Raw genomic sequence first — 24,709 nt, forward strand, 5'->3', positions numbered from 1 at the left:
GGAAGCAGTGCTTTAATAAGAAGATAAACCCAGTCCTGGATGGTTTCATCCGGGGCTGGTGTTTAAAATCAAAAGTAAGGTGGAAATATGAAAAAAATACATTTGAACCTAGGAATACTCGGCGGGTTATTATTGATGGCTGCAGCTGTTGATGCAGCAGAGTACCCGGCAGCAGATTTTCAGCCTAAGGTCATTTACATTGATGAGTCGGTTGTTAAGACTGTGGCCTCAATCACGCCGCCACCATGTGTAAGCCAGGGCGTTGTTACTAAACAAATAGAAGAAGTTGATCCCAGATATCCGGCAAGTAGTTTTCAGCCTAAAGTTATTTTTAGCGAAGGCAACTAAAATAATATTAAGCAATTGTGGCAGGTTTTTATTATGGGCACGTTACGTTTAAAAGAAGGTGTAAACAGCCAAAGGCTGGTTTTGCATGACATTAATTCATTCGGGAGTATTCTCAAAATGAAAAAAAACAGTTTGATGAATAGCTTATTGGGCATATTACCGCCTTTGCTTTTTGATAAGCCATCTACGGGTGGTGTAGTTGAAAAAAGTTACGATGCCAGCGGAAATGACGGTCAACTGACAGGCGTCGCCCGTTATTTACAAAAACTTGAGCCAGCAGTTGAGGAAGCTAATCTAACCGGCGTAGCAAAATATTTAGCGCAACAGCAGGCGCTTGAGGAAGCTAACAAGCCGGTAATTGAAGAGTCAGGTCCAGAATCAGAGTCGGTAGACTTAGAGCTGGAATTGGTCCAGGAAGATGAAGGCACGTTAGAAGATCAAGAAGTTGAAGTTGAAGTTGAGGCTGAGGCTGAAGAAGTGTTAGAAGTTGAAGACGTTGAAGCTGAAGAAGTGCTTGAAGTTGAAGAAGAAATTTTAGAGGTTGAACCCGTTATCAGCGGAGTTGAGAAATATCTATCTCTACAAAATGAAAATCCGGTTACCCGAGTTGCTAAATATTTTATCAAGCAAGCTATTCAGGCTAGAGAAGCGCCTGTTACAGGTGTTGCAAAATACGTAACCATGCAGGAGCATGATGGGCATGTGATGACGGGGGTTGCTAAGTATGTAACTCAGCAGAGTTTGCGTGAAAGCTCAGCGCCAAGTGTTACGGGAGTGGCTAAATACGTACTGAAGAACGAGTTGCTGGCCAAAGATGCGCCTGTAGCAACCAGTGTTGCTAAATATGTCAGCAAGCAAACTCAATTGGCTAAAGATGCGCCTAAGGTTACCGGGGTCGCAAATTATGTTAAGGCCCTGGAGAAATCAGAGCAGGAACAAATACCAGCGACCGGGGTGGCAAAGTTTGTTGCAGAACAGGCTAGGTTAGCTAAAAAAGCTGCGGCAGCCGAATTAGTTGCTCGTTATCAGGAGCAGGAGGCAAGAATGCAAGCTGAAAATGCCCAGCGTCAAACTGAAGTGGTTGAGCAAGAAATCGCTGAGCCAGTAGAAGAGGTGTTTGAAGGTTCTCGTGTTGCTCAATATATTGCCAAGCAAGCATCTTCTAATCAAGCCAAGCCAACCGGGGTGGCGCGTTATCTGGCTAAACAGATTCAGTTGCAAAGCCAGGTTGAGCCCATGAGTAGTGTTGCTAAATATTTGGCCAAGCAAGCGACTTTATCCAGAAATCAGGCGCCTAAAACGGGCGTTAGTAAATATTTGGCCAAACAGCTATTATTGGTTAAGCCTGTTGTTGAAATTAGCTCTGTTAGTAAGTATCTTCTACGTCAGGAATTGCGGGAAAAAGATGCTGTTGTACTGACAGGGGTAGCTAAGTATGTTTCTAAAAGATACGGTTTGGTCAAGGATGCGCCTCAGGTATCTGGGGTTGAGCGTTATATGGCCAAGCAAGCCCAGTCTGATGATATAGGTTATATTAGAACCACGGGCGTTGAGAAGTATCTGCGTAAACAAGGTTAATTCTGTTTTTACATAAAAACCAATACGCTCAGTCAAAAATGGTATTGGTTTTTAATTTTTAGGTCTGGCGGTAAGTAAATAAGCATTAGGTGTTGTTTTTGTTTTAATGCCTGATTATAATAACTGATTATTTTGTTATGCGAGCGTGGCGAAATTGGTAGACGCGCTGGATTTAGGTTCCAGTGGTAACCCCGTGAGAGTTCGAGTCTCTCCGCTCGCACCATGTCTTTCTGTGATTCACAGCGATACAGCAGCTTTTCTTTATTAAGTTTATGAAATTCGCTGATCGGTCCCCAAATCCAAACAATCTTTTTAAATTTTTGAGGTAATCCAATGCAAGTTTCTGTCGAGAAGACATCAGAATTAAGCCGAAAAATGACCGTTATTGTGCCTGATGCATTGTTGCAGGAAAAGATGGAAACTCGCTTCAAAAAACTGGCTCGGGAAGTTAAGGTCGATGGGTTTCGCCCAGGCAAAGTACCAACCAGTATGGTGAAAAAACTATACGGTGAGCGAGTTAAGAATGAAGTGGCGGGCGATTTGATTCAATCGACTTATTTTGAGGCTTTGCAACAGCAGGAATTGGTGCCGGCTGGACATCCTAACATTACGCCCGCTGACAAAAGCGAAGGCTTTGAATACATCGCCGAATTCGAAATATATCCGGAAGTTATGTTGGATGCGGTTAACGAACTAGAAATTGCGCGCCCAACTGCAATTGTTGCCGAGACTGATGTCGATAATATGATCGAAAAGTTGAGACAGCAGAAAAAGACATGGGGAACTGTTGAGCGCGCATCGCAAGCAGATGATCAGGTTACTATCCACTTTTCAGGGCTATCGGAAGGCGAAAATTTCACCGATGGCAAAGTTGAAAACTATGCAGTTCAGATTGGTGGCAATCAGATGATTCCAGGGTTTGAAGACGAGCTGAAAGGCTTGTCTGTTGGCGAAAGTAAAACTTTTAACATTACATTCCCGGAAAAATACAATAGTGAAAAACTTGCCGGAAAAGAAGTTGAGTTTGAAGTTGAGATGGTGAAAGTGGAGGAGTCTATCCTGCCTGAACTGGATGCTGATTTCATTAAGGCCTATGGCGTAGAGGCGGGCGATATTGAGGCATTTCGAGCTGATGTTAAAGCCAACATGGAAAGAGAATTGGTGCAAGGTTTAAAAAATAAGCTAAAAACCGCTGTAATGGATGCTTTATTTGAACATGTCAAAATTAGTCTGCCTAATGCTTTGATTGATCAGGAGGTGCAATCTTTGATGAAGCCTTATGCCGAGCGTGCCAGTAAAGCTCGCATGAAATTGGAAGATTTGAATCTGCCGCAAGATATGTTTGAAAACCAGGCTAGGCGCCGGGTGGCATTGGGTTTGATTTTAGGTGAAATCATTCGAAAAAATGAGATTAAAATCGACGCTGACAAGGTTCGGTCTGTGATCGAAGATATGGCAAAAAGTTATGAAAAGCCTGAAGATGTCGTGAATTGGTATTATGCCGACAATAGTCGATTGAATGATGTTCAGCAAATGGTTCTTGAAGATCAAGCTGTTGAATGGGTGCTTGATCGCGCTAAAATCACCGATCAATCTGTTGGTTTCGAAGATATTATGGATAGACAGCAAGCATAGGAATTTAAATGAGCAATCTGAATGATATGAATAATGTGATACTGCCTCAAGCTGCAGGCGGTTTGGTGCCAATGGTAATTGAGCAAACTGCACGCGGTGAGCGTTCGTTTGATATCTATTCCCGGTTGCTTAAGGAACGAGTTATTTTCTTGGTGGGTCAGGTAGAAGATTACATGGCCAATCTAGTCGTGGCGCAATTATTGTTTTTGGAATCGGAAAATCCAGATAAAGACATTCATTTGTATATCAACTCCCCCGGTGGTTCAGTCACTGCAGGCATGTCGATTTATGACACTATGCAGTTCATCAAGCCAGATGTTAGTACCATGTGCATTGGTCAGGCAGCTAGCATGGGAGCGTTATTGCTGGCTGGCGGGGCAGCGGATAAACGTTTTTGTTTGCCGCACTCCAGGCTGATGATCCATCAACCACTGGGCGGTTATCAGGGGCAGGCTTCGGATATCGATATCCATGCGCGCGAAATCCTGGCAATTCGTGATCGCTTGAACAAAATTCTTGCACACCATACAGGACAGCCACTGGAAAAAATTCAGCAAGATACGGATAGGGATAATTTTTTAAGTTCTGAGCAAGCTGTTGCTTATGGATTGATCGATAAAGTTCTGAGTAGTCGTGTTGTTTAAGCCCTTTGCCGCTATACGGTAAATTTGTTGGGAAAGTTGGTTTTTTGAGATAGTCTTCAATTACTGAAGCAAAGCATCACCACGGGGTTTGTGCATGAGTAAAGACAAAAAAGATAAAGATGAAGATAAGCTTCTTTATTGTTCATTTTGCGGTAAAAGTCAAAATGAAGTTAGAAAGCTGATAGCGGGTCCGTCGGTCTATGTTTGTGATGAGTGTGTTGAGTTATGTAACGATATCATTCGTGATGAGTTGCTTGAAGATGAAAAAGTCGTGGGTAATGGTGCATTACCTAAGCCGAAGGAAATTAAGCAAGAGCTTGATAACTATGTGATTGGCCAAGAAAACGCCAAAAAGATTCTGGCTGTGGCCGTTTACAATCACTACAAGCGCCTGCGTAGCAATAGCAAAAAAAGCGATATTGAGTTGGCAAAAAGCAATATTTTGCTGATTGGGCCAACTGGTTCAGGTAAAACCCTATTGGCCGAAACACTGGCTAGATTACTGGACGTGCCTTTCACCATTGCTGACGCTACCACGCTGACTGAAGCCGGTTATGTAGGGGAAGACGTAGAAAATATCATCCAGAAAATCCTGCAAAAGTGTGATTATGATGTCGAAAAAGCCGAAACTGGCATTGTTTACATTGATGAAATAGACAAAATATCCCGTAAAGCGGATAACCCATCCATCACCCGAGACGTATCGGGTGAAGGTGTGCAGCAAGCCCTGTTAAAGTTGATTGAAGGTACGATAGCGTCCGTTCCGCCGCAAGGTGGACGTAAACATCCGCAACAGGAGTTTTTACAAGTCAATACTGCCAATATTTTGTTTATTGTTGGCGGCGCTTTTGCCGGTTTGGATCGAGTGATTCGTAGTCGTACTGAAAAAGGTGGTATCGGTTTCTCAGCTGAGGTGAAAGCTAAGGATGAAAATGAGAATGTCGGTGAAATCTTTGCGGATGTACGCGCGGAAGATTTGATTAAATACGGTTTAATCCCCGAGTTTGTTGGTCGATTGCCTGTGGTGGCAACCCTTGATGAGCTGGATGAGGCTGCATTGATACAAATTCTGGTTGAACCTAAAAATGCCCTGATCAAACAATATAAACATTTGTTTGAGATGGAGGGTGCTGAGTTGGAGTTCAGAGAAGACTCGCTTTCAGCTATTGCTCGTAAGTCTATGGAACGTAAATCAGGTGCGCGTGGTTTGCGAACCATAGTAGAAAATGTTTTGTTGGATACCATGTACGAACTGCCCTCTAGTGACAATATATCCAAAGTTGTTATTGATGAAGGCGTCATCAATGGTAAATCCGATCCTATTTTGGTTTACGAGTCAGACGCAAAGCGTGTTGCCGCTGCGGAAACATAATAGAAAAAACTTTATCAAGTTCAAAAAAAGGGGTTTTGTCCACAAAACCCCTTTTTTTTGTCTCGTGAGTAAAGATACTTGTTTTATAAATTATCGACCTCATATACGATGCTATGTAAATTGCTTTCCTGCCACAGGACACAAATTAAATGACACAAGTAAAAAGTAAAGAAGATCTGATTCCTGTTTTGCCGCTTCGTGATGTTGTGGTGTATCCGCACATGGTGATTCCATTGTTTGTGGGTCGGGGTATGTCTATCGACGCACTGGATGCCGCCATAAGTCAAGATAAGCAGGTGTTGCTGATTGCGCAGAAGCAGGCAGATGTTGATGAGCCCGAATTTGATGATTTGTATAAAGTGGGCACGCTGGCAAATATATTACAGTTGCTAAAATTACCGGATGGGACTGTCAAAGTCTTGGTTGAAGGCACTCAGCGTTGCTCCGTGATTCAATATCAGGAATTTGAAGGCTATTGTGCTGCGGGTGTAATTGAGCTGAACGATGAAATCACCATTGATGAGCAGGAAATGGATGTCTTGCAAAGAACGGCGATCAGTTCGTTCGATCAATATGTGAAACTCAACAACAAAATCCCGCCCGAAGTATTGAATTCTCTAGCGGGTATTGATGAGCCGGGTCGCTTGGCAGATACCATGGCGGCCCATATGGCGCTCAAGGTAGAGGAAAAGCAAGGCATGCTTGAAATGGTAGATATTGCCAAACGCCTTGAAAGCCTGATGACCTTAATGGAAAGCGAAGTCGATATTCTGGAGATGGAAAAGAAAATCCGTGGTCGCGTCAAAAAACAAATGGAGAAAAATCAGCGCGAGTACTATCTGAATGAGCAAATGAAAGCTATTCAGAAAGAGCTTGGTGAGATGGATGAGGCTAGTAACGAAGTAGAAGAGCTGGAGAAAAAAATCCATGCGGCTGGAATGTCTGCTGAAGCCAAAACCAAAGCAGTAGCGGAACTGAATAAATTAAAAATGATGTCGCCGATGTCGGCAGAAGCCACAGTGGTCCGCAATTACATCGACTGGATGGTCAGCGTGCCGTGGAAAAAGAAAACCAAAGTGCGACATGATTTGAAAGTGGCGGAACAAGTCTTAGAAGCTGAACACTATGGCTTGGACAAGGTAAAAGAAAGAATTCTAGAATATCTTGCCGTGCAGCAGCGAGTGAAGCAGTTGAAAGGTCCAATCTTGTGTCTGGTTGGGCCGCCGGGTGTTGGTAAAACTTCGCTTGGTCAGTCCATAGCCCGTGCTACCAATCGAAAGTATGTGCGCATGGCATTAGGCGGGGTGAGGGATGAAGCGGAAATTCGTGGACATAGACGGACTTATATTGGTTCTATGCCGGGCAAAATTCTGCAGAATCTGTCGAAAATAAAAACACGCAACCCGATGTTTTTGCTAGATGAAATAGACAAAATGGCGGCCGATTTTCGTGGTGATCCAGCGTCAGCATTGCTGGAAGTGTTGGATCCCGAACAAAATCACACGTTTGCCGATCATTATCTGGAAGTGGATTTTGACTTGTCCGATGTTATGTTTGTTGCTACCGCGAATACTCTGAATATTCCAGCGCCACTAATGGACAGGATGGAAGTGATTCGATTGGCTGGATATACCGAAGACGAAAAAATCAATATTGCGATGCGCTTTTTGATGACCAAACAGGTTAAAAATAACGGTTTAGCGGTAAGTGAAATCGAAATTACTGAAACTGCGGTTAGGGATATTATTCGGTATTACACCCGAGAAGCCGGAGTACGTAGTCTGGAACGGGAAATATCGAAAATTTGCCGTAAAGTAGTCAAAGATTTATTGTTGCAAAAAGGCAAAGACAAAATCATCGTAGACTCAGAAAACCTGAATAAGTATTTGGGTGTCAGACGGTTTAGTTATGGCATGGCCGAAGATAGTGATCAAATTGGTCAAGTAACTGGTTTGGCGTGGACAGAAGTTGGTGGCGAGTTGCTGACAATCGAAACGGCGGTGATGCCTGGTAAAGGTAAGCAACAAGCGACAGGCAAGCTCGGCGATGTCATGAAAGAGTCAATTGATGCTGCGGTAACGGTGGTGAGAAGTCGCGCTGATGTTTTGGGCATTGATAATGAAGTTTTTCAAAAAAACGACATTCACATTCATGTGCCAGAAGGTGCTACACCCAAGGATGGTCCTAGTGCAGGTATCGGTATGTGCACAGCGATCATTTCGGCGTTGACCAAGATTCCGGTTAGGGCTGATGTGGCTATGACGGGAGAAATTACTTTGCGTGGCGAAGTATTGCCCATTGGTGGTTTGAAAGAAAAACTTTTAGCCGCTCATCGAGGTGGTATTAGAACGGTAGTGATTCCGTTTGAAAATGAAAAAGACCTCACTGAAATTCCAGAAAATGTTACAAGCAATTTGACCATTAAGTGTGTGCGCTGGATTGATGAGGTGTTGGAGATTGCGTTGCAAAAAATGCCGGTTCCCATAGCAATTGATGTTGCTAGCAATACTGAAACGCCAGCTAATAAAACCAAAGCAAAACAAAAATCAGTAGTTGCACATTAAAATTATATGATGTCAGCCGTAAAACCATATAAATCGGGGCTTGCAGGTATTACAAAGCTTGACACGGCTTACGGCTCGTTGATATAAAGTCTGCCTTCATACGAAGAAGAGCTGTCTATGGGTATGGTGGGGAGCCTGTTAACGGTATAAAACGCTTGTTTGCTTGAGCATAATTAATATAACGACATCCTAAGGGGTAATAAATGAATAAATCTGAACTGATTGATGCTATTGCAGCCACATCGCAATTAACGAAAGCAGATGCTGGTCGTGCTTTAGATGGTTTTATCAAGTCTGTAGAAGAAGCACTTAAAAACGGTGATTCTGTTGCTTTGGTAGGCTTTGGTACATTTGAAGTTAAAGACAGAGCTGAGCGTAAAGGCCGTAATCCACAAACTGGCGAAGAAATAACCATTAAAGCAGCAAAAATTCCATCATTTAAAGCTGGCAAATCTTTAAAAGATGCTGTAAACTAGCATTTCTTTAGTCGGGTGCTTAGCTCAGCTGGGAGAGCATCGCCCTTACAAGGCGAGGGTCGGGGGTTCGAACCCCTCAGCACCCACCAGACTTAGGAGCGGTAGTTCAGTTGGTTAGAATACCGGCCTGTCACGCCGGGGGTCGCGGGTTCGAGTCCCGTCCGCTCCGCCAAAACAGAAACCTCGGGCCGTATGGTTCGAGGTTTTTTTTTGCGTTTTAATTTTGTTGCCTGGAGTGATCAGGTTTAATGCTGTTTAAGGACAGATCTTATGCTTTTAGAGATTAGAGAAAAAGTTCAGGGCGTATTTGCGTCTATCATATTAGTACTTGTGTGCGTGCTGTTCGGCTTATGGGGTATTCAAAATTATTTAGGAGGCGGCTCAGAAGCGCCTGTACTTACGGTAGGTGACAAAGAGTTTTTTCAACGCGATGTTAGTCAGGCATATCAGCAGTTTGCGCAAAACTTGGCGGGCAGGAAATTTGATGAAGAGGTCTTGAAAAAACAGGCCATACAAAAATTGATTCGCGACGAAGTGTTATTACAGTTTGCTGAAGCTCAGAAGTTGGTGGTGACGGATGAGGAAGCCAGGGACTTTATTCAGTCTTTGGAATATTTTCAAAAAGACGGCGCTTTTGATAAAACCCAGTATCAAACTTTGCTGGGTTCGCAAGGTATGTCTTCTGATGAATTTGTAGGTCGCATTAAAAAGGCACTAGTCATGGAGCAAGTGCAGCATGCGGTGACAGACAGCGGTTTTGTCACCAAAGCTGAAGTCGAGGGTTTTTTCAAAATCCAAAACCAAAAACGCGATTTGGAATACTTGACTATTCCATTGAACCCAAAATCCGAGACACCAACTGACGAAGAAATCGCCGCCTACTATCAGCAACATCAGGATCTCTATCAAACGCCGGAACAGGTCTCGATAGAATATGTAGAATTGTCGCTGGATACCTTGGCTAAAGATGTTGTTGTGACTGAAGATCAACTAACAGCCTACTATCAAGACCAAAAGGCCCAATTTACTACTCCGGAAAGACGTAAAATCAGCCATATTCTGTTTGCTTTTGCTAAAGACTCTGCAAACGACGAGCAGACACTGCAAAAAGCTATTAAAGCCAAGCAGGAATTAAGCAATAAAGACTTTGCCACGCTGGCGACTGAAATATCAGATGATAAGCTTAGTGCAAAGAATGGTGGTGATCTGGGCTTATTTACTGTCGGCGTGATGGAAAAGTCTTTTGAAGACGCTGCCAGTCAATTGAAACTAGGCGAAGTCTCTGAGCCCGTAAAATCAGCTTTTGGTTATCATTTAATCAAGGTTACCGAATTAGTGCCTGCAGAAATCAAGTCGTATGATTCAGTTAAGCCAGAGCTGACTAAAGCCTATCAAAAAGCCCAAGCAGAAAGCCGGTTTAGTGAGTTAGGTGAAAGGTTGAGTGAAGTGAGTTATGAAAACCCAACTAGTTTGGAAGCCTCGGCTAAATTATTGGGTGTTGATGTCAAGAAATCTCCAATGTTCACACGTAGCACTGGTGATGATGTCGCCGCTGAAGAAAAAGTGCGTTTAGCTGCTTTTTCGGAGGATGTTTTAAAAGGTAATAATAGCGAACCGGTCGAGGTGGGTACTGACAAAATAGTGGTATTGCGTATGCTGTCCCACGAGCAGGCCGCTAATAAAGAACTGCAAGTAGTAAAAGCTGAGGTGATTGCCGCATTGCAAAAAGATCAGGCGCAGCAGCAAGTAGTTGCAATGGCCAATAAACTCAACGATGAGTTGTTGGCCGGTAAAAGTATGGGAGAAGTCGCTAAGGCAGCCAATCTTTCAGTGCAAAAAGTTGCTGGCTTAATGCGTAATAGCACAGATCTTGATCCGGCGGTTAGTCAGGCTGTTTTCAGAGCAGCTAAACCTCAGGCTAATCAACCTAGTAGTATCGTGATCGATAATCCTACTGGTGGCAAAATTCTCGTCAGTATTAGTCAGGTGACAGAGGGTGTAATGAGTGAGGCTGACAAAGCTAAACTGGCAGAGATTGAGAAAAGTATGGCTACTGCCTTTGGTAGGGCCCAGTTCGAAGCCATGTTGAATCAACTGCAAGCTGATGCTGATATCAAATTCAACGTCGCAAAACAATAAAAACCACGCTGCAAATGGCCATAATCATTCGATTATGGCCATCCTTCTTAGTATAAAATTCACACCGTGCCTTTTTTTAATGATTCAGTAGTCTGTTTAGGGCTGAATTATGCAATTTATTGGCAAATGTTCCCCGAAAAGACTGTAGGCTTGTCGATTGTCATAAAAAGGTAACATATCGCTGTTAAATTCCCAGGTTGATTAGGCTTTAATAAACATGATTATGGCGAATTTGAATATCCTGGTTGTAGAAGATGAAGATGCCATTAGGGAAATGTTAATAATGGTTTTGGAGCAGGCCGGTTTACAGGTTTCGGCTGCCGCCAGTGCGGAAGAAGCATTGGGTGCTTTAGCGGAAAATAGGGTCGATTTATTGGTCTTGGATTGGATGTTGCCAGGGATGAGCGGCGTAGAATTGGCGCGACGTTTGAAGCGGGAGTCTAGCTATAAAGAATTGCCGATTATTTTGTTAACGGCACGCGGCGAAGAAGAAGATAAAATTCGCGGATTGGAAATCGGTGCAGATGATTACATTACCAAGCCGTTTTCGCCCAAGGAGTTGGTGGCCCGAATCAAAGCCGTGATGCGGCGTAGCGGCAAGCTGAGCGAGACTGGTCAACTTACCCTGGGTGATTTGACGCTGGATGCTGAGCAGCACAGGCTGTCCATTGCAGGTAAGGTGATTGATGTTAGCCCCACTGAATTTAGGTTGATGCAGTTTTTTATGACCAATCCGGATAAAGTTTATAGCCGCACGCATTTGCTGGATCAAGTTTGGGGGCGGAGTGTATATATAGAAGAACGCACAGTGGATGTACATATCCGTCGTTTACGTAAATTATTGGCAGAATTCGATCGTGAAGACTTGATTCAAACTGTGCGCGGCTTTGGTTATCGTTTATCTATGGCAGAATAATTTAAATGGAACGTTGGCGAAGAGAGATTGGTATTGTAATTGCCTTGGCATTACCAGTGCTTGTGCTGAGTTTTTTTATCGGTCACTTAAGTCAGATGCTATTGTTTTTAAGCGTATTTTTATTGATCCGGCAATCGTTGGCTATCAATGAGCTAGAGCAGTGGTTAAGTAGAGGCGCATTTCGCGATTATCGTACGCGCCGAGGAATTTGGGGTGATATTTACTATCATCTGTGGAAAATTAAAAAATCCGATAAAAAACGTAAGAAAAAGCTCAGTCGAATGATTAACCAATTTCGCACCTCGACAGATGCGCTGCCGGATGCGGCGGTAGTGTTGGGAGAGCATGCTGAAATTGAATGGACTAACAAAGCGGCACTGGAAGTGCTGGGGTTAAAAAAATCCGACAAAGGTCAGCGCATACCTAATCTGATTCGAGCATCTCAATTTGTGCAGTATTTGAAGTCGCAGGATTACGGGCAAAAAATCTGTATTACATCGCCGGTTAACGACAGCAGTATATTGCAAATCAGTATCGTGCCCTATGGTGCCGGTCTGCGTCTAATGCTGGCGCAAGACGTTACCCAAGTCAAAAATATGGAAAGAATGCGTACTGACTTTGTTGCCAATGTCTCGCATGAATTACGTACACCGCTAACTGTTTTAAAAGGCTATCTGGAAACTTTGCAGGAGATGGATGATGTACCGGTTGGTTTTGTGCGGTCGTTTGAAAATATGTCGACCCAAACTGAGCGCATGCAGCATCTGATTGATGATTTACTGATGCTGGCCAAGCTGGAAACTAAAGCTAAAAAAACCGAATGCATCAATATGCGCGATTTGTTAGAGCAAATTTGTCAAGAAAGCGATTTGCTCGAAAAAGACGAATGCCGTATTGAGCTGAACATAGCCAGCGAAAGCAACTTAAAAGGGGATGCGCAAGAGTTGCAAAGCGCGTTCACCAATTTAATAGTCAATGCGTTGAAATATTCACCGGTCAGTTCTACGGTTAAAGTGAGCTGGCGAAAAAATCAGGATGGCTCGTTGGTTCTCGAGATTGAGGACTTTGGTGAAGGTATTGCCGCTGCCGATATCTCTCGTATTACCGAGCGTTTTTATCGTGCCGAGGTTAAGCGTAACCATAAAATTGCCGGATCTGGTTTGGGCTTGGCCATCGTTAAACATGTGCTGGTCAGGCATGATGCCAAACTGGATATAGAAAGTCAGTTAGGGAGCGGTAGTAAATTCCGTTGTCTATTTCCCGCCACCCGTGTTTGTTAAAGTTTGATTGCTATCGATAGCTTTTAAGCGACTTGGCTTGTAGGGTAGTTAACCTTCAAAAAATCACTGTGCCCAAGGAAATGGATCGTTCTTTTGTTGGCGCCAGAATTGCAAAATCTCGCTGCGCTGAGTCATATAATCATTGAGTATTGCTTGGTGGCGCTGTTGATAATGCTTCTGCAGCATGTCGGGTGGTTGATGAGCAAAAAAACGGTTTAAACTGTTTAGCAATACACAAGAGTTTTGAATTTCGCCTAGGTAGGTCAGATAAGTTTGCAAGCGTTTAAGGTGGTCTTCTGGCAAATCAGGTAGTAGTACTTGAGCCGATGCCAGCATATATCGCAGCTTCTTTACCGCAATGCGGTGGCGATGAAGCGTGTCAGTTTGATTGGGATCGATTGCACGGTAGCGCTCCAATGCAATGCTGTACGTGTTATCGATAGTGGCCAGTATCAGGGGTTTTAAATCAGTTTTGCCAAATTCTTTCGCCAGTGTTTTTAGCGCTTGCTGCTGCAGTTTATGCAGTGTTTTACTATTCAGGTCTAGAAAGCTGCTAGGGGCTTTTGCCAATAGTCTTTGTTCGTTTAGTTGCAAATAACGCTGGAAGGTGGCAAGTTCAGGCAGTTTGTCGCTATTAGAGCTGACTTCAAGCAACATGACTTGGGTATCGCGCAGCTCATCAAACTGATCGAGCTGCGATTTAAGGTTTTTACGTAATTTACCTAAGGCCTTTTGGGGTGCAATAGCCTGCAATAATTCAATAATAGCCAATAGTCGCCGACAGCAGATGCGAAACTTATGAACGGCATCCTCGCTGGCTGCTTGCTGGCAATGTTGCAGGCGTTTACAGTATTTTTTCCAAAGCTTGTCAAAAGCTGTTAGCAAAAGTTGACCATCTTGCATAATCAGCTCAGGATTTTCGGCTTTGCAGGCGTTTTTTGCGCATCACTAAAGTTACGATAGGCCCGGATGCGGCGTAACCGACTGAAATAAGAAATAACATGCGTTGCGGTTGAGCCATCACAAAGCTGATGACTAGCATGGCAACAATAGCAACAATAAAGGGTACTTTGTTTTTAAAGTCGATTTCTTTAAAGCTGGAGTAGCGAAAGTTACTGACCATTAACAAGCCGGTGGCAATGGTAGTAATCATCACCAGGTATTTAAAGTTTTCCACATCGTAGTCATTTTCAACGCAAAACCACAGTCCACCCGCCAGTATCGCTGCTGCTGCAGGGCTGGGTAGGCCTTGAAAATAGCGTTTGTCCGCCACTTCGACTTGGGTGTTAAAGCGGGCCAATCTTAGGGCGCCGCCTGCCATATGCACAAATGCTGCGAATAAGCCCACCTGGCCCATGCTGGAAAGTGTCCATAAATACATGACAACTGCGGGGGCGACACCGAAGGAGACCATGTCAGATAGGCTGTCGTACTGCACTCCGAACTCGCTTTGAGTGTTAGTCAAACGAGCAACCCGCCCGTCCAGACCATCCAGTACCATGGCAACAAACATGGCAATGGCTGCGGTTTCAAAACGGCCGTTAATAGCCGAAGTAATCGCATAAAAACCGGCGAACATGGCGCCCGTGGTAAATAGGTTGGGTAGCAGGTAGATACCACGATGACGTTTAGGTTGTTGTTTCTGAATCATAGTATGAGTCTACAGTTAAGAACATGGCGGCATTGTACATGGACCGTCACTAGCCTGCTATCTTGTTGGCTATAAACTATCCAGTAGGCAGCCGGGTTTATGCTTTGTTTAAAATCGCCAAACTAGTAAGGCCTGCGGAACATTGTCATGCAAGCCTTTGATGCCGCATTTGTTATGCCAATACTGATATTCAATCCCTAAAAATAGCTGATCTTCATTGCCAAAAAAATCACCCACATCCAGGCGTAATTGTGGCTGGGCTAAAGCTTGGCGGCTTGCGTAATTAGCTTTCTTGCCGATAAAGTCGGCAAAACCCTCAAAAGTCCATTTGGTTCCGGCTATTTGAAACGGCAGCTTCCACACTGGGGTGATTTGCCAGGAAGTGCCGATATCTTCGGTTTCCGTGATGCGCTGGCGCAAAAAATCCACATTAAAATAATCAAAGCCTGGCAGGTTAAAATCCAGCGTCACTCCATAAAGCCAGGCCCGAAAGCCGCTTTGCGAACTATCCATATTTTCAGCGAGGTTGACGCCGCCGGTTACCCCAAAATCTTTAAAAATACCGAAGGATAAGTCTTTATTCAGCATCTTGCCCAGGCTAAAAGTACTGTAAGCCTCGCCGTAAAGATTGATTTGCGAGGGTTCGCCATCCGTGGAAAACAGCGTATCCATAAAGAAAAAGTTGCGACCATAAGCCCAGCCGTGCGCATGGGTGACAGTAATAGTAAATTTATTGACGCCTTCCGGATTGAAGGGTTCGTTAAAATTGCTGCCGTATAGCAATTGAATTTCGCTGCTGCTCCATTGCATGAAATCGGCATAGGTAGTCGCAGGTAGTGCGGCCAGAACAGCCAAAAACAGTAGTAGATCAGATTTTATTGGTCGAACTGGGCGGCATAAAGGCATGGTTTTTACATGAGCAAAAAAAAGCCCATCAAAAGATGGGCTTTTTAGTGTCAGTCAATTAGTTTTTGCTTTTATCGACGATTTGATTAGCCTTGATCCAAGGCATCATGCCCCGCAATTTAGCGCCGACAGTTTCGATCGGATGCTCGGCATTCAGGCGGCGGCGAGCAGTCATTTCAGGGTAGCCGGTTTGGCCTTCCATGATAAATTGCTTGGCGTATTTGCCTTGTTGGATATCTTCCAGGGCTTGTTTCATTGCCCAACGGCTTTCTTCGTTGATCACTTTCGGGCCTGTGACGTATTCACCATACTCAGCGTTGTTAGAGATGGAGTAGTTCATGTTGGCGATGCCGCCTTCGTACATCAAATCCACGATCAGTTTCAATTCGTGCAAACACTCGAAATAAGCCATTTCAGGTGGGTAGCCCGCTTCGGTCAAGGTTTCGAAGCCGGCTTTCACCAGTTCAACCGCACCGCCGCATAATACGGCTTGTTCGCCGAACAAATCGGTTTCGGTTTCGTCGCGGAAAGTGGTTTCGATGATGCCGGAACGACCACCGCCAATGGCAGAGGCATAAGACAAGCAAATGGCTTTGGCTAGTCCGGAGGCATCCTGGTGGATCGCGATCAAATCAGGAATGCCGCCGCCACGGGTAAATTCGGAGCGCACAGTATGGCCTGGGGCTTTAGGCGCGATCATGATCACGTCTAAGTCCGCGCGTGGTACGACTTGGTTGTACAGAATGGCGAATCCGTGAGCAAACGCCAAAGCGGCGCCTTGTTTGATATTGGGCTCGATTTCGTTTTTGTACAACTGAGATTGGAACTCATCTGGTGTCAAAATCATAACCACATCAGCACTGGCAACAGCTTCCGGTACATCTTTAACTGTCAGGCCGCTGGCTTGTGCTTTGGCAACGGACGCGGAGTTGGCTCGCAGGCCGACGACAACGTCAACACCTGAGTCTTTCAGGTTGTTGGCATGAGCATGGCCTTGTGAGCCGTAACCGATGATGGCTACTTTTTTGCCTCTGATGACCGACAGGTCAGCGTCTTTGTCGTAATAAACTTGCATAGTGTTTCTCGTGTTTTAAGGGGTTAAATTAAATATTGGATGTCGTCTTTCATGAAACTGTCGCTGGCTAGGAGTACAAACCTAGTTTTGTACTCCAGTCATCCGTTAAAGGTGTAAGCCTTTCTCGCCGCGAGAAATGCCGGTGGGGCCGGAGCGCACCACTTCGATGATGCTGCCTTCATCAAAACCATGGATAAAAGCATCCAGTTTGCTGGAGTGGCCGGTCATTTCCACGACAAAACTGCTCGCGGTGGCATCAATGATTTTACCGCGAAAGATGTCAGTCATGCGTTTGACTTCTTCCCGCGAATCATGCGTGGTTTTAATTTTAACCAGCATCAGTTCGCGTTCGATATGCGGCGCATCGGCCAAGTCGATTAGTTTTACCACGTCGATCAGCTTATTCAATTGCTTGGTGATTTGCTCGATGACTTCATCGTTGCCGCGTGTAACCAGTGTCATGCGCGACAGACTGGTATCCTCGGTGGGTGCGACAGTCAATGATTCGATATTGTAACCACGGGCAGAGAACAAGCCGGACACGCGAGACAGGGCGCCGGATTCGTTTTCAATCAAAATCGAGATGATATGTCTCATTACGATAACTCCCTGTTCAGCGGTGTGCCAGGTGCAACACGCAGCTTCATATCATGATGGCCTTTACCGGCTTCAATCATGGGATAAACGTTTTCGGTGCGGTCGGTAATGAAATCCAGGAACACCGTGCGATCTTTTAGAGCAAAGGCTTCCTCCAGTGCAGGCCGCACATCGGCTGGTTTTTCTACCCGGATACCGACATGACCATAAGCCTCGGCCAGTTTTACAAACTCCGGAATAGTGTCCATATACGATTGTGAATAACGGCTTTGGTAGGAAAATTCCTGCCATTGCCGCACCATGCCCATGTAGCGGTTGTTCAAATTAATGATTTTTACCGGGGTGTTGTATTGCAAAGCAGTGGATAACTCTTGAATACACATCTGAATACTGGCTTCGCCGGTGACGCAAGCGACATCTGCGTCGGGAAACGCCAGTTTCACGCCAATGGCGGCAGGCAAGCCAAAGCCCATGGTGCCTAAGCCGCCCGAGTTGATCCAGCGTCGTGGTTTATCAAAATGATAGTACTGCGCTGCATACATTTGGTGCTGACCCACGTCCGAGGTGATGTAGGCATCGCCGTTGGTGACTTCGTACAGTTGTTCGATAACAAATTGTGGTTTGATGATCAGGCTGCCACGGTCATATTCCAGGCATTTAACCTCACGCCAGCTTTCGATCAATTGCCACCAAGCTTCCAGGGCTGGTTTCGACGGCTTGAGTTTGCTTTCTTTGACCAGTTCGATCATTTGTTCCAGTACCGGTTTAACTTCGCCGACAATTGGAATGTCGACCCGCACGGTTTTGGAAATCGATGACGGATCGACATCAATATGAATGATCTTGGCATAAGGGCAAAACTCCGCCAACTTGCCGGTGACGCGATCGTCGAAACGTGCGCCGACGGCCAGGATGACGTCGCTTTCGTGCATCGCCATATTGGCTTCATAGGTGCCGTGCATGCCCAGCATACCTAAAAACTGTTTATCGGTAGCCGGATAACCACCCAAGCCCATCAGCGTATTGGTAATCGGAAAGCCCAGCATTTGGGTCAGTTCGGTCAGTTCTTTATGACCTTCGCCCAAAATCACGCCACCGCCGGAATAAATTACCGGACGTTGTGCCGACAGCATCACCTCAACCGCGCGTTTGATCTGACCTTTATGGCCAACCACTACGGGGTTGTAAGAGCGCATGTGGACTTTTTTCGGGTACTTGTAAGGTACTTTGATATTTGGGTCGGTAATGTCTTTAGGAATATCAACTAGCACAGGGCCGGGTCGGCCGGTGCTGGCCAAGTAAAAAGCCTTTTTCATGGTCTCGGCAATGTCATTGACATCTTTGACCAGGAAATTATGTTTGACGCAGGGGCGGGTAATACCCACGGTGTCGACTTCCTGAAATGCGTCACTGCCAATCACAGGCGAAGGCACCTGGCCGGAAATGATCACCATCGGGATCGAATCCATGTAGGCCGTTGCAATGCCTGTCACCGCATTGGTAGCTCCGGGACCGGAAGTCACCAGCACCACGCCGGTCTTGCCGGTAGCACGCGCGTAGGCGTCGGCTGAGTGGGTGGCGCCTTGTTCATGCCGCACCAGAATATGTTTTACGTCGTCTTGTTGAAAAATGGCATCATAGATGTGCAAAACCGAGCCACCTGGATAGCCAAAAATAAATTCGACACCTTCGTCTTTAAGACACTGGACAAGTATATGTCCGCCGCTGAGTTCCAATTTTATGCCCTCAAAATACTAATCAAACCTGAAAATGCTTTTTACAAAAAAAGGTTGTGTAAACTACTGTCTTTAGAAGCTTTCGTCAAGGAAAACCAAGTGTTTTGCTTAGGTTTTTATATTTTCTAAATCACCTGTTTTAAACAAGGGATAACGAATGAACGGCAATTTTGTGGATGTTTGGTGCGGATGTTTGTCAACAGATCCAAAAACCACTGCTAGTTTGCTAGCCATATTGAGTGAGTCTGAAAGGCAAAAAGCCGAATCTTTTAACATAGCTGTAATGCGTCAACGCTATATCGCCGTGCGGGCTTTGCTTAGGCAAACCCTGGCAAGCTATCTGCCCGAACAGCCTATCAACTTATCCTTTGAAACCAGCGTACACGGCAAACCTTATCTGGCTTGTCGTTCGCTGCATTTCAATATTTCGCACACAGCTGACATTTTGATGATAGCCGTTGCTAATTTTGCAGATATCGGCATTGATATCGAAGTTATCAAGCCGCGTTCTAGTCTGGATAGCTTGGCCGCCCGCTGCTTCTCAACGCTTGAGTTGCAGGAATGGCAACAATTGCCTCCAGCACAAAGGTTGGCAGCGTTTTATAGCTTGTGGACCAAAAAAGAAGCCTTTGTCAAAGCGGTGGGTCGGGGTATTGCATTGGGGCTGGAGCAATGCGAAGTAGAAATGTGCTCGCAGGGTCAGCTGCGCGCCATTCCGGAAGAATACGGTGCAGCAGGTGATTGGCAAATCACAGAGTTACCAATAGATCCGCCTGCTTGTGCCGCACTGGTGACCAGAAACTGCGACTTTAGTTTGCGCCATTTAATTTTGGAAGCAGTTGTTGGCGATGACTAAAAGTCAAAGAAAGCATACTTGCTTCCTCGATTAACCAAGTGTCGGTTATTTTTTTGATGATTCGTAACTGTTTGAGTCTGGTAGGCTGAAGTTTGTCAATTGAGGGGGTAGCATCTCATCCTCAAATACTACCCCTGTTTTCAGCTCTATAAAATCGATAACTTTAGGTTTCGATAGTTTGACTACATCCTTTAGCCGTATGATTAAGTATTACGCCGCAATTGATTTGCGACGCCCAATACCTGCCAAGCCAGCAATAGCGGAACCAAACAACCAAACTGCACCTGGAACAGGTACTGCAGAAACAGTGGTTTGAATGGTATAGCCTTCTTTAGCTCTTAGGTGTGCAATGGCGTCGGTGTAATGAATGATGTCTGCACCCGCAGTGAGCATGGTGTTTCTTAAGCTTTGCGCAGTTGAGTCTTTATCCAGCTCTGCTTGTAAAGCATCTGTAGCGGCATCTCTGTCGGCCTGGGTGTTGGTATGACTTGCCATCGCCGCATTGTACGCAGCTTGTGCGGCTTGTAGCTCGGGGCTGGCAGTTGATAAGTGAGTGTTGTATGCAAGGGCTGCATCAGAATAAGCGACGCCATCAGTGAGATTGGCATTGTACAAGCCTTGGTAATTGTTTTGTTGGGCCACAGCATCGGCCAAACTGGTGCCGCCGATCCAAATGCTGTAATCGCCAGGGCCTAACGTGAATGTGCCGGTTACGGTATGTGAGCCGTCAGCACCCATTATATGATCGACATATTCCAGCAAACTCGTGTTGTTACCACCCAAAGTAGGGTCGGTGCCGATTAAAGTACCGTCTTTGAATTTGGCAGTTGCGGAAAGGTCTCTACCAGACACCCAGCTTGCAGTGGAGCGGAAGTTACCCCAGGTACCGTTACCGGTATAAGTATTGCCGGTGGTGGCTTCATACGTGGCATCGGTCGCTGCAGTATAAGGTTGCGAGGAACCGTAAGGGCCCCATTCTACATTTCCGGGCGTATTGGCTGCCAATCCAGTGTTATTCGCGGCAGCACCTTCATGAGAAGACTGGGCCGCAAGACCTTTAAAAATACTGAATGCAGGCGTCCAATCGATGCCGGAAATATCGGTATAAGAAGATGTACCTGTTGGCGTGACTTGGGTAGCCGTGCCCAGAGTGTTGATAGTGAAAGTCACTTTAGACGTTTGCGACAAGGTAAACGCCAAGCCGCTGTTATCGTGGCTGTTGCCCCATAAAGCAGGGTCGGCTGCTTGAATCCAGCCATAAGACGTTCCGCCGGCACGAGTTTGCTCGTAAGTGCCGAATGTAGTGCCGGTGGCGGGATTAGTCAGCTCGGCAGCGGCCAGATGCATGGGGTTGGTGCCGGCATCGTTATACAGGAAAGGGCCTGAGCTCCAGTGAGCTGCTGCTTGGCCTGAAATGGCGGCCATTGAACTGCCAAGTAATAAAGCAATGGTGTTTTTTTGAAATTTCATATCATCCTCTGAATATAATTGTTTTGATATCAAGTCCATAGTGCGTGATACAAAGCCGGTTTTTTGCGTTAGGCAAGAAGCTAACTAACTATTATTACGCCAATGGAAAAGCTTCATGAACTTGAGACTTTTTTCTAGTTACTCACCTAGTAAGTAACATTAGGTGTAGCGCTAGTAACATGCCAGTCTCAATAAAATCGCAGTAAAACAGTGTGTTATTGGAGGGATGAATTATCTGTTTGGTTAAAATATGGCTTTTAGCTAAAAAACTGCGTGATATGCCGTAAATTTTGTCGTCAAATCACATGGTTATTATTAATGTGGGAATTATTTTGCAAAACTCATGCTCTTTACACGGTTTTTGGTTTTGTAAAAATGAAAGCTCAAGTTCATCATGAATTGTCAATATTGACAGGTGCTGTAGCCTGGCTAATATACTTTTTCTTGGTATTGGAAAAGACTGGAATGCCCGTTTATCTGGTTAAATTATCAAGCAGGTCAGACATTTTAAAATTGGGTGATATGGCATAAATTGGCTGTCAGGTTGAAAAACCCACCTATGCAAAAAGCTAAAACTCAGATTCGATAGGCTAGGTTTTTTGAAATCAGTGCTTAGGCATTCAAGCCAAAAAGGTGTAAATTTAGGGTTTTAATCTTTTCGACCCATAAAGAAATGCCTATTTTTATCATTTGTTGTGTGCTGTTGACGACATTGGTTCAGACCCAAAGCCTTTATCTACCCTTGCTTAATATTGAGTGGGTATGGATGGCGGGGGTTGGTCTGGCAGGGGCTTTTCTGTTGGCAGGATGCTTGAAGAAACTATCCAGTAGTATCTGGCATGATGGTTTTTCCTGCGGCCTTTTATGGGCCTGGTATGGATATTGGGAACCTTTGTTTAGTAAAGGTTCGCCGATGTTTCATGTATTTCCCATCTATTACGCATTGTTGTGCAGTTGGATGCTTTGGGCATTCATTCATAAAAGCACTCAGTTCGATCAGGCCTCACGAGATGCCTTAATTTATTTGCAACATTATCTATCTCGCTTCGATACTTGCTTAGTGGCAAGCTTGGTGCTGATTAGTCTTGCATTACCTGAGCATTATTTGTTGTATCCGATTGCCATGACTTTATTTGTCATCCGCAGCACATTACAGCGTTGTTTGGAGATAGTTAGTCAGCCTGCATAGTCTTATAAATGCTAGATATTTGATTTTACGGATGCTGTTTTACCAGCGCTTATCTGTGTGATAATGCTCAACTTTCATCAGCCGCAGATTTACCAGGTATAAAAATGGACGAGAACAAAAAAAAGGCGCTAGGCGCCGCATTGATGCAGATCGAAAAACAGTTTGGCAAAGGCTCAGTGATGCGGATGGGGGATGTCGCAGCCTCCCGCGATATTGAAGTCGTGTCGACTGGTTCCTTGTCTCTGGATATTGCCTTGGGTGTTGGCGGTTTGCCGCGCGGACGGGTGGTTGAAATTTACGGTCCGGAGTCATCCGGCAAAACCACCTTGACTTTGCAAACCATCGCTCAGATGCAAAAACTGGGTGGCACGGCAGCGTTTGTCGATGCCGAGCATGCATTGGACCCCGTCTATGCGCAAAAAATCGGCGTTAATATCGACGATTTGCTGGTATCGCAGCCCGATACCGGTGAGCAAGCCCTGGAAATTACCGACATGCTGGTGCGTTCTGGTGCTGTTGATATTGTCGTGATCGACTCGGTGGCGGCTTTAACGCCTAAAGCTGAAATCGAAGGCGACATGGGCGATTCGCACATGGGTTTGCAGGCTCGTCTGATGTCGCAAGCCTTGCGTAAACTTACAGCTAATATCAAACGTTCCAACACGCTGGTGATTTTTATCAACCAGTTGCGGATGAAAATCGGCGTCATGTTCGGTAATCCGGAAACCACCACCGGCGGTAACGCACTGAAATTTTACGCTTCGGTACGGCTGGACATTCGCCGCATCGGTGCCATCAAAAAAGGCGACGAGGTGATTGGTAACGAAACTCGCGTCAAGGTAGTCAAAAACAAAGTCGCGCCACCGTTCAAACAAGCCGATTTCGAGATTCTGTATGGCGAAGGGGTGTCCTTCTTCGGCGAGTTGGTCGATTTGGGGGTGGAATTTGGTTTCGTGCAAAAAGCCGGCTCCTGGTACAGCTATAACAACGATAAAATAGGTCAGGGTAAAGACAACGCCAAGCAATATTTGCGAGACAATCCGGATAAAGCCAAAGAATTGGAAGCCGCCATCCGTGAAAAAGCCTTTGCAAAATTAGCCACCGTAGCGCCGGCCGATGAAGCAGACGACGTCGAGTTTGTCGACGGCGACTGAACGTCGTCAGCAGATTGAGCAAACCTGTTTACGTTTATTAGCCCGGCGCGAACATAGCCAAAAGGAATTGCTGGATAAGCTGGCGCTAAGAGGCTTTCAGCGCGATGAGGTTGAGCCGGTCATACAGGAAATGGCCGAGCAAAACTGGCAAAATGATGCGCGCTACACGGAATGCTACGTGCGGCAACGTATCGCCAGTGGCTATGGTCCAATCCGTATCCGGTACGAGTTACAGCAGCGCGGTATCAACGAAACCGATTTGGATACGCAAGCCGAGGAACAAGGTGGCTGGCAAAATCTGTTGATAGATGTGTACTGCAACAAATATGACGAGGAAAAGTCGCTAACGCAAAATGAATGGCTAAAACGCAGCCGATTTTTGCAGCAGCGCGGCTTTAGCGGCGAGATGATCAAGCGTTTGTTTGCGGAGTTGAAGATTAAACTGCGTAGAGCGTGCTGAATAAATCGAGACGAAACATAACCATGCATCCAATCATATTACAGAATCAATCTGCAATAGCTGACTTGTGCAGACGCTATCACGTGAAGCGTTTGGAGGTGTTCGGTTCTGCTGCGCGCGGTGAGGATTTCGATTTGGAACATAGTGATGCGGATTTTTTAGTCAAATTTGCTGAAAGTCATCAATCGCCATCCTTAAATGATTTTTTTGCTTTACGGCAAGAATTGGAGCAGTTAATTGGTCGAAATGTGGATTTGGCTGAAGCTACAGCATTACGTAATCCATATTTGCTTGCCAGTATTCAACAAAATCGCGAGGTAGTTTATGCCGCGTGATCCTCGGGTCTTTCTCTGGGATGCCCATTCCGCTGCTGAAGCGATTTTGGAATTTGTTACCGGGAAATCCTATGCCGATTACGCAGCAGACCGCATGTTGCGCTCTGCCGTGGAGCGGCAGTTTGAGATCATTGGCGAAGCTTTAAACCAGTTATGCAAGATAGAGCCGAATTGGGCGGAACGCATTCCCGATTTGGCGCAAATTGTGGCTTTTCGTAATCTGCTAATCCACGGATATGCGTCCGTTAATGATTTAACCGTTTGGAATACCATTGAATTGTCTTTACCTAAGCTATATGAAACGCTGGCAAATTTGTTAAATGATTAA

The 24,709-nt window shown here is 45.3% G+C and carries 23 protein-coding genes and 3 tRNA genes; 19 read left to right on the forward strand and 7 right to left on the reverse strand.

Features of this window, described 5'->3' with window-relative positions; all coding sequences use genetic code 11:
• The first annotated feature begins 87 nt into the window (after window positions 1-87).
• The 13 genes from A1359_RS14715 to phoR all read left to right on the forward strand — a co-directional run bounded on the left by A1359_RS14715 (window position 88) and on the right by phoR (window position 12,952).
• Complete coding sequence (locus tag A1359_RS14715; RefSeq protein WP_066984586.1) at window positions 88-348, forward strand: hypothetical protein; 261 nt, start codon at window positions 88-90, stop codon at window positions 346-348.
• Between the two features lie 15 nt (window positions 349-363).
• Window positions 364-1,926, forward strand: a complete 1,563-nt coding sequence (locus A1359_RS14720; protein WP_157200567.1) for a hypothetical protein — start codon at window positions 364-366, stop codon at window positions 1,924-1,926.
• 139 nt (window positions 1,927-2,065) lie between these two features.
• Window positions 2,066-2,149 (forward strand) — tRNA-Leu (locus A1359_RS14725).
• A gap of 110 nt (window positions 2,150-2,259) precedes the next feature.
• A complete protein-coding gene (gene tig / locus A1359_RS14730) occupies window positions 2,260-3,561 on the forward strand; it encodes a trigger factor (protein ID WP_066984589.1) in 1,302 nt (433 codons plus the stop codon).
• An 8-nt stretch (window positions 3,562-3,569) separates the two neighbouring features.
• A complete protein-coding gene (gene clpP / locus A1359_RS14735) occupies window positions 3,570-4,205 on the forward strand; it encodes an ATP-dependent Clp endopeptidase proteolytic subunit ClpP (RefSeq protein WP_066984592.1) in 636 nt (211 codons plus the stop codon).
• Between the two features lie 94 nt (window positions 4,206-4,299).
• The gene (clpX, locus tag A1359_RS14740) at window positions 4,300-5,577 is read left to right on the forward strand and encodes an ATP-dependent Clp protease ATP-binding subunit ClpX (RefSeq protein WP_066984595.1); all 1,278 of its coding nucleotides are present in this window, start codon (window positions 4,300-4,302) and stop codon (window positions 5,575-5,577) included.
• Window positions 5,578-5,726: 149 nt separating this feature from the next.
• Complete coding sequence (gene lon, locus A1359_RS14745; RefSeq protein WP_066984598.1) at window positions 5,727-8,141, forward strand: endopeptidase La; 2,415 nt, start codon at window positions 5,727-5,729, stop codon at window positions 8,139-8,141.
• Between the two features lie 203 nt (window positions 8,142-8,344).
• Entirely contained in the window at window positions 8,345-8,617 is a 273-nt protein-coding gene (locus A1359_RS14750; protein WP_066984601.1) for an HU family DNA-binding protein, read from the forward strand.
• Window positions 8,618-8,630: 13 nt separating this feature from the next.
• Window positions 8,631-8,706 (forward strand) — tRNA-Val (locus A1359_RS14755).
• Between the two features lie 6 nt (window positions 8,707-8,712).
• Window positions 8,713-8,789 (forward strand) — tRNA-Asp (locus A1359_RS14760).
• 98 nt (window positions 8,790-8,887) lie between these two features.
• Complete coding sequence (locus tag A1359_RS14765) at window positions 8,888-10,756, forward strand: SurA N-terminal domain-containing protein (protein ID WP_066984604.1); 1,869 nt, start codon at window positions 8,888-8,890, stop codon at window positions 10,754-10,756.
• 223 nt (window positions 10,757-10,979) lie between these two features.
• A complete protein-coding gene (gene phoB, locus A1359_RS14770; protein ID WP_066984709.1) occupies window positions 10,980-11,672 on the forward strand; it encodes a phosphate regulon transcriptional regulator PhoB in 693 nt (230 codons plus the stop codon).
• A gap of 5 nt (window positions 11,673-11,677) precedes the next feature.
• A complete protein-coding gene (phoR, locus tag A1359_RS14775) occupies window positions 11,678-12,952 on the forward strand; it encodes a phosphate regulon sensor histidine kinase PhoR (protein ID WP_066984607.1) in 1,275 nt (424 codons plus the stop codon).
• Window positions 12,953-13,015: 63 nt separating this feature from the next.
• On the opposite strand, the gene A1359_RS14780 is transcribed toward phoR, so the two are convergent.
• The 6 genes from A1359_RS14780 to A1359_RS14805 all read right to left on the reverse strand — a co-directional run bounded on the left by A1359_RS14780 (window position 13,016) and on the right by A1359_RS14805 (window position 18,917).
• A complete protein-coding gene (locus A1359_RS14780; protein ID WP_066984610.1) occupies window positions 13,016-13,855 on the reverse strand; it encodes a CHAD domain-containing protein in 840 nt (279 codons plus the stop codon).
• Window positions 13,856-13,862: 7 nt separating this feature from the next.
• Window positions 13,863-14,603 (reverse strand): CDP-diacylglycerol--serine O-phosphatidyltransferase, encoded by a 741-nt coding sequence (gene pssA, locus A1359_RS14785; protein WP_066984612.1) that lies wholly within the window; start codon window positions 14,601-14,603, stop codon window positions 13,863-13,865.
• Window positions 14,604-14,711: 108 nt separating this feature from the next.
• Window positions 14,712-15,509, reverse strand: coding sequence for a DUF5020 family protein (locus A1359_RS14790; RefSeq protein WP_066984615.1), 798 nt, complete (start codon window positions 15,507-15,509; stop codon window positions 14,712-14,714).
• 58 nt (window positions 15,510-15,567) lie between these two features.
• A complete protein-coding gene (gene ilvC / locus A1359_RS14795) occupies window positions 15,568-16,584 on the reverse strand; it encodes a ketol-acid reductoisomerase (RefSeq protein ID WP_066984618.1) in 1,017 nt (338 codons plus the stop codon).
• 105 nt (window positions 16,585-16,689) lie between these two features.
• Window positions 16,690-17,181 (reverse strand): acetolactate synthase small subunit, encoded by a 492-nt coding sequence (gene ilvN / locus A1359_RS14800; protein ID WP_066984621.1) that lies wholly within the window; start codon window positions 17,179-17,181, stop codon window positions 16,690-16,692.
• Window positions 17,181-18,917, reverse strand: a complete 1,737-nt coding sequence (locus A1359_RS14805) for an acetolactate synthase 3 large subunit (RefSeq protein WP_066984624.1) — start codon at window positions 18,915-18,917, stop codon at window positions 17,181-17,183. Before A1359_RS14805 ends, ilvN begins: the two co-directional genes overlap by 1 nt.
• Window positions 18,918-19,074: 157 nt before the next feature.
• On the opposite strand from A1359_RS14805, the gene A1359_RS14810 reads away from it, so the two are divergent.
• Complete coding sequence (locus A1359_RS14810; protein ID WP_066984627.1) at window positions 19,075-19,773, forward strand: 4'-phosphopantetheinyl transferase family protein; 699 nt, start codon at window positions 19,075-19,077, stop codon at window positions 19,771-19,773.
• A 210-nt stretch (window positions 19,774-19,983) separates the two neighbouring features.
• Here A1359_RS14810 and A1359_RS23245 read toward each other — a convergent pair whose 3' ends face one another.
• A complete protein-coding gene (locus A1359_RS23245; RefSeq protein ID WP_232322270.1) occupies window positions 19,984-21,243 on the reverse strand; it encodes a VPLPA-CTERM sorting domain-containing protein in 1,260 nt (419 codons plus the stop codon).
• A 673-nt stretch (window positions 21,244-21,916) separates the two neighbouring features.
• Between A1359_RS23245 and A1359_RS14825 the strand changes: the two genes are divergently transcribed.
• The 5 genes from A1359_RS14825 (at window position 21,917) to A1359_RS14845 (ending at window position 24,709) form a co-directional block, all read left to right on the forward strand.
• Entirely contained in the window at window positions 21,917-22,432 is a 516-nt protein-coding gene (locus A1359_RS14825; protein WP_066984637.1) for a hypothetical protein, read from the forward strand.
• A 104-nt stretch (window positions 22,433-22,536) separates the two neighbouring features.
• On the forward strand, window positions 22,537-23,586 hold the full coding sequence (recA, locus tag A1359_RS14830) for a recombinase RecA (protein ID WP_066984640.1): 1,050 nt from the start codon (window positions 22,537-22,539) through the stop codon (window positions 23,584-23,586).
• Entirely contained in the window at window positions 23,549-24,046 is a 498-nt protein-coding gene (locus A1359_RS14835) for a regulatory protein RecX (protein ID WP_083960663.1), read from the forward strand. The genes recA and A1359_RS14835 overlap by 38 nt, the downstream gene beginning before the upstream one ends.
• A 23-nt stretch (window positions 24,047-24,069) precedes the next feature.
• Window positions 24,070-24,381 carry a nucleotidyltransferase family protein gene (locus A1359_RS14840; RefSeq protein ID WP_066984643.1) on the forward strand — a complete coding sequence of 104 codons (312 nt, stop codon included), beginning with the start codon at window positions 24,070-24,072 and terminating at the stop codon, window positions 24,379-24,381.
• Window positions 24,371-24,709, forward strand: a complete 339-nt coding sequence (locus tag A1359_RS14845; protein WP_066984647.1) for a HepT-like ribonuclease domain-containing protein — start codon at window positions 24,371-24,373, stop codon at window positions 24,707-24,709. Before A1359_RS14840 ends, A1359_RS14845 begins: the two co-directional genes overlap by 11 nt.

The sequence above is a fragment of the Methylomonas lenta genome, from assembly GCF_001644015.1.
Taxonomy (GTDB): Bacteria; Pseudomonadota; Gammaproteobacteria; order Methylococcales; family Methylomonadaceae; genus Methylomonas; species Methylomonas lenta.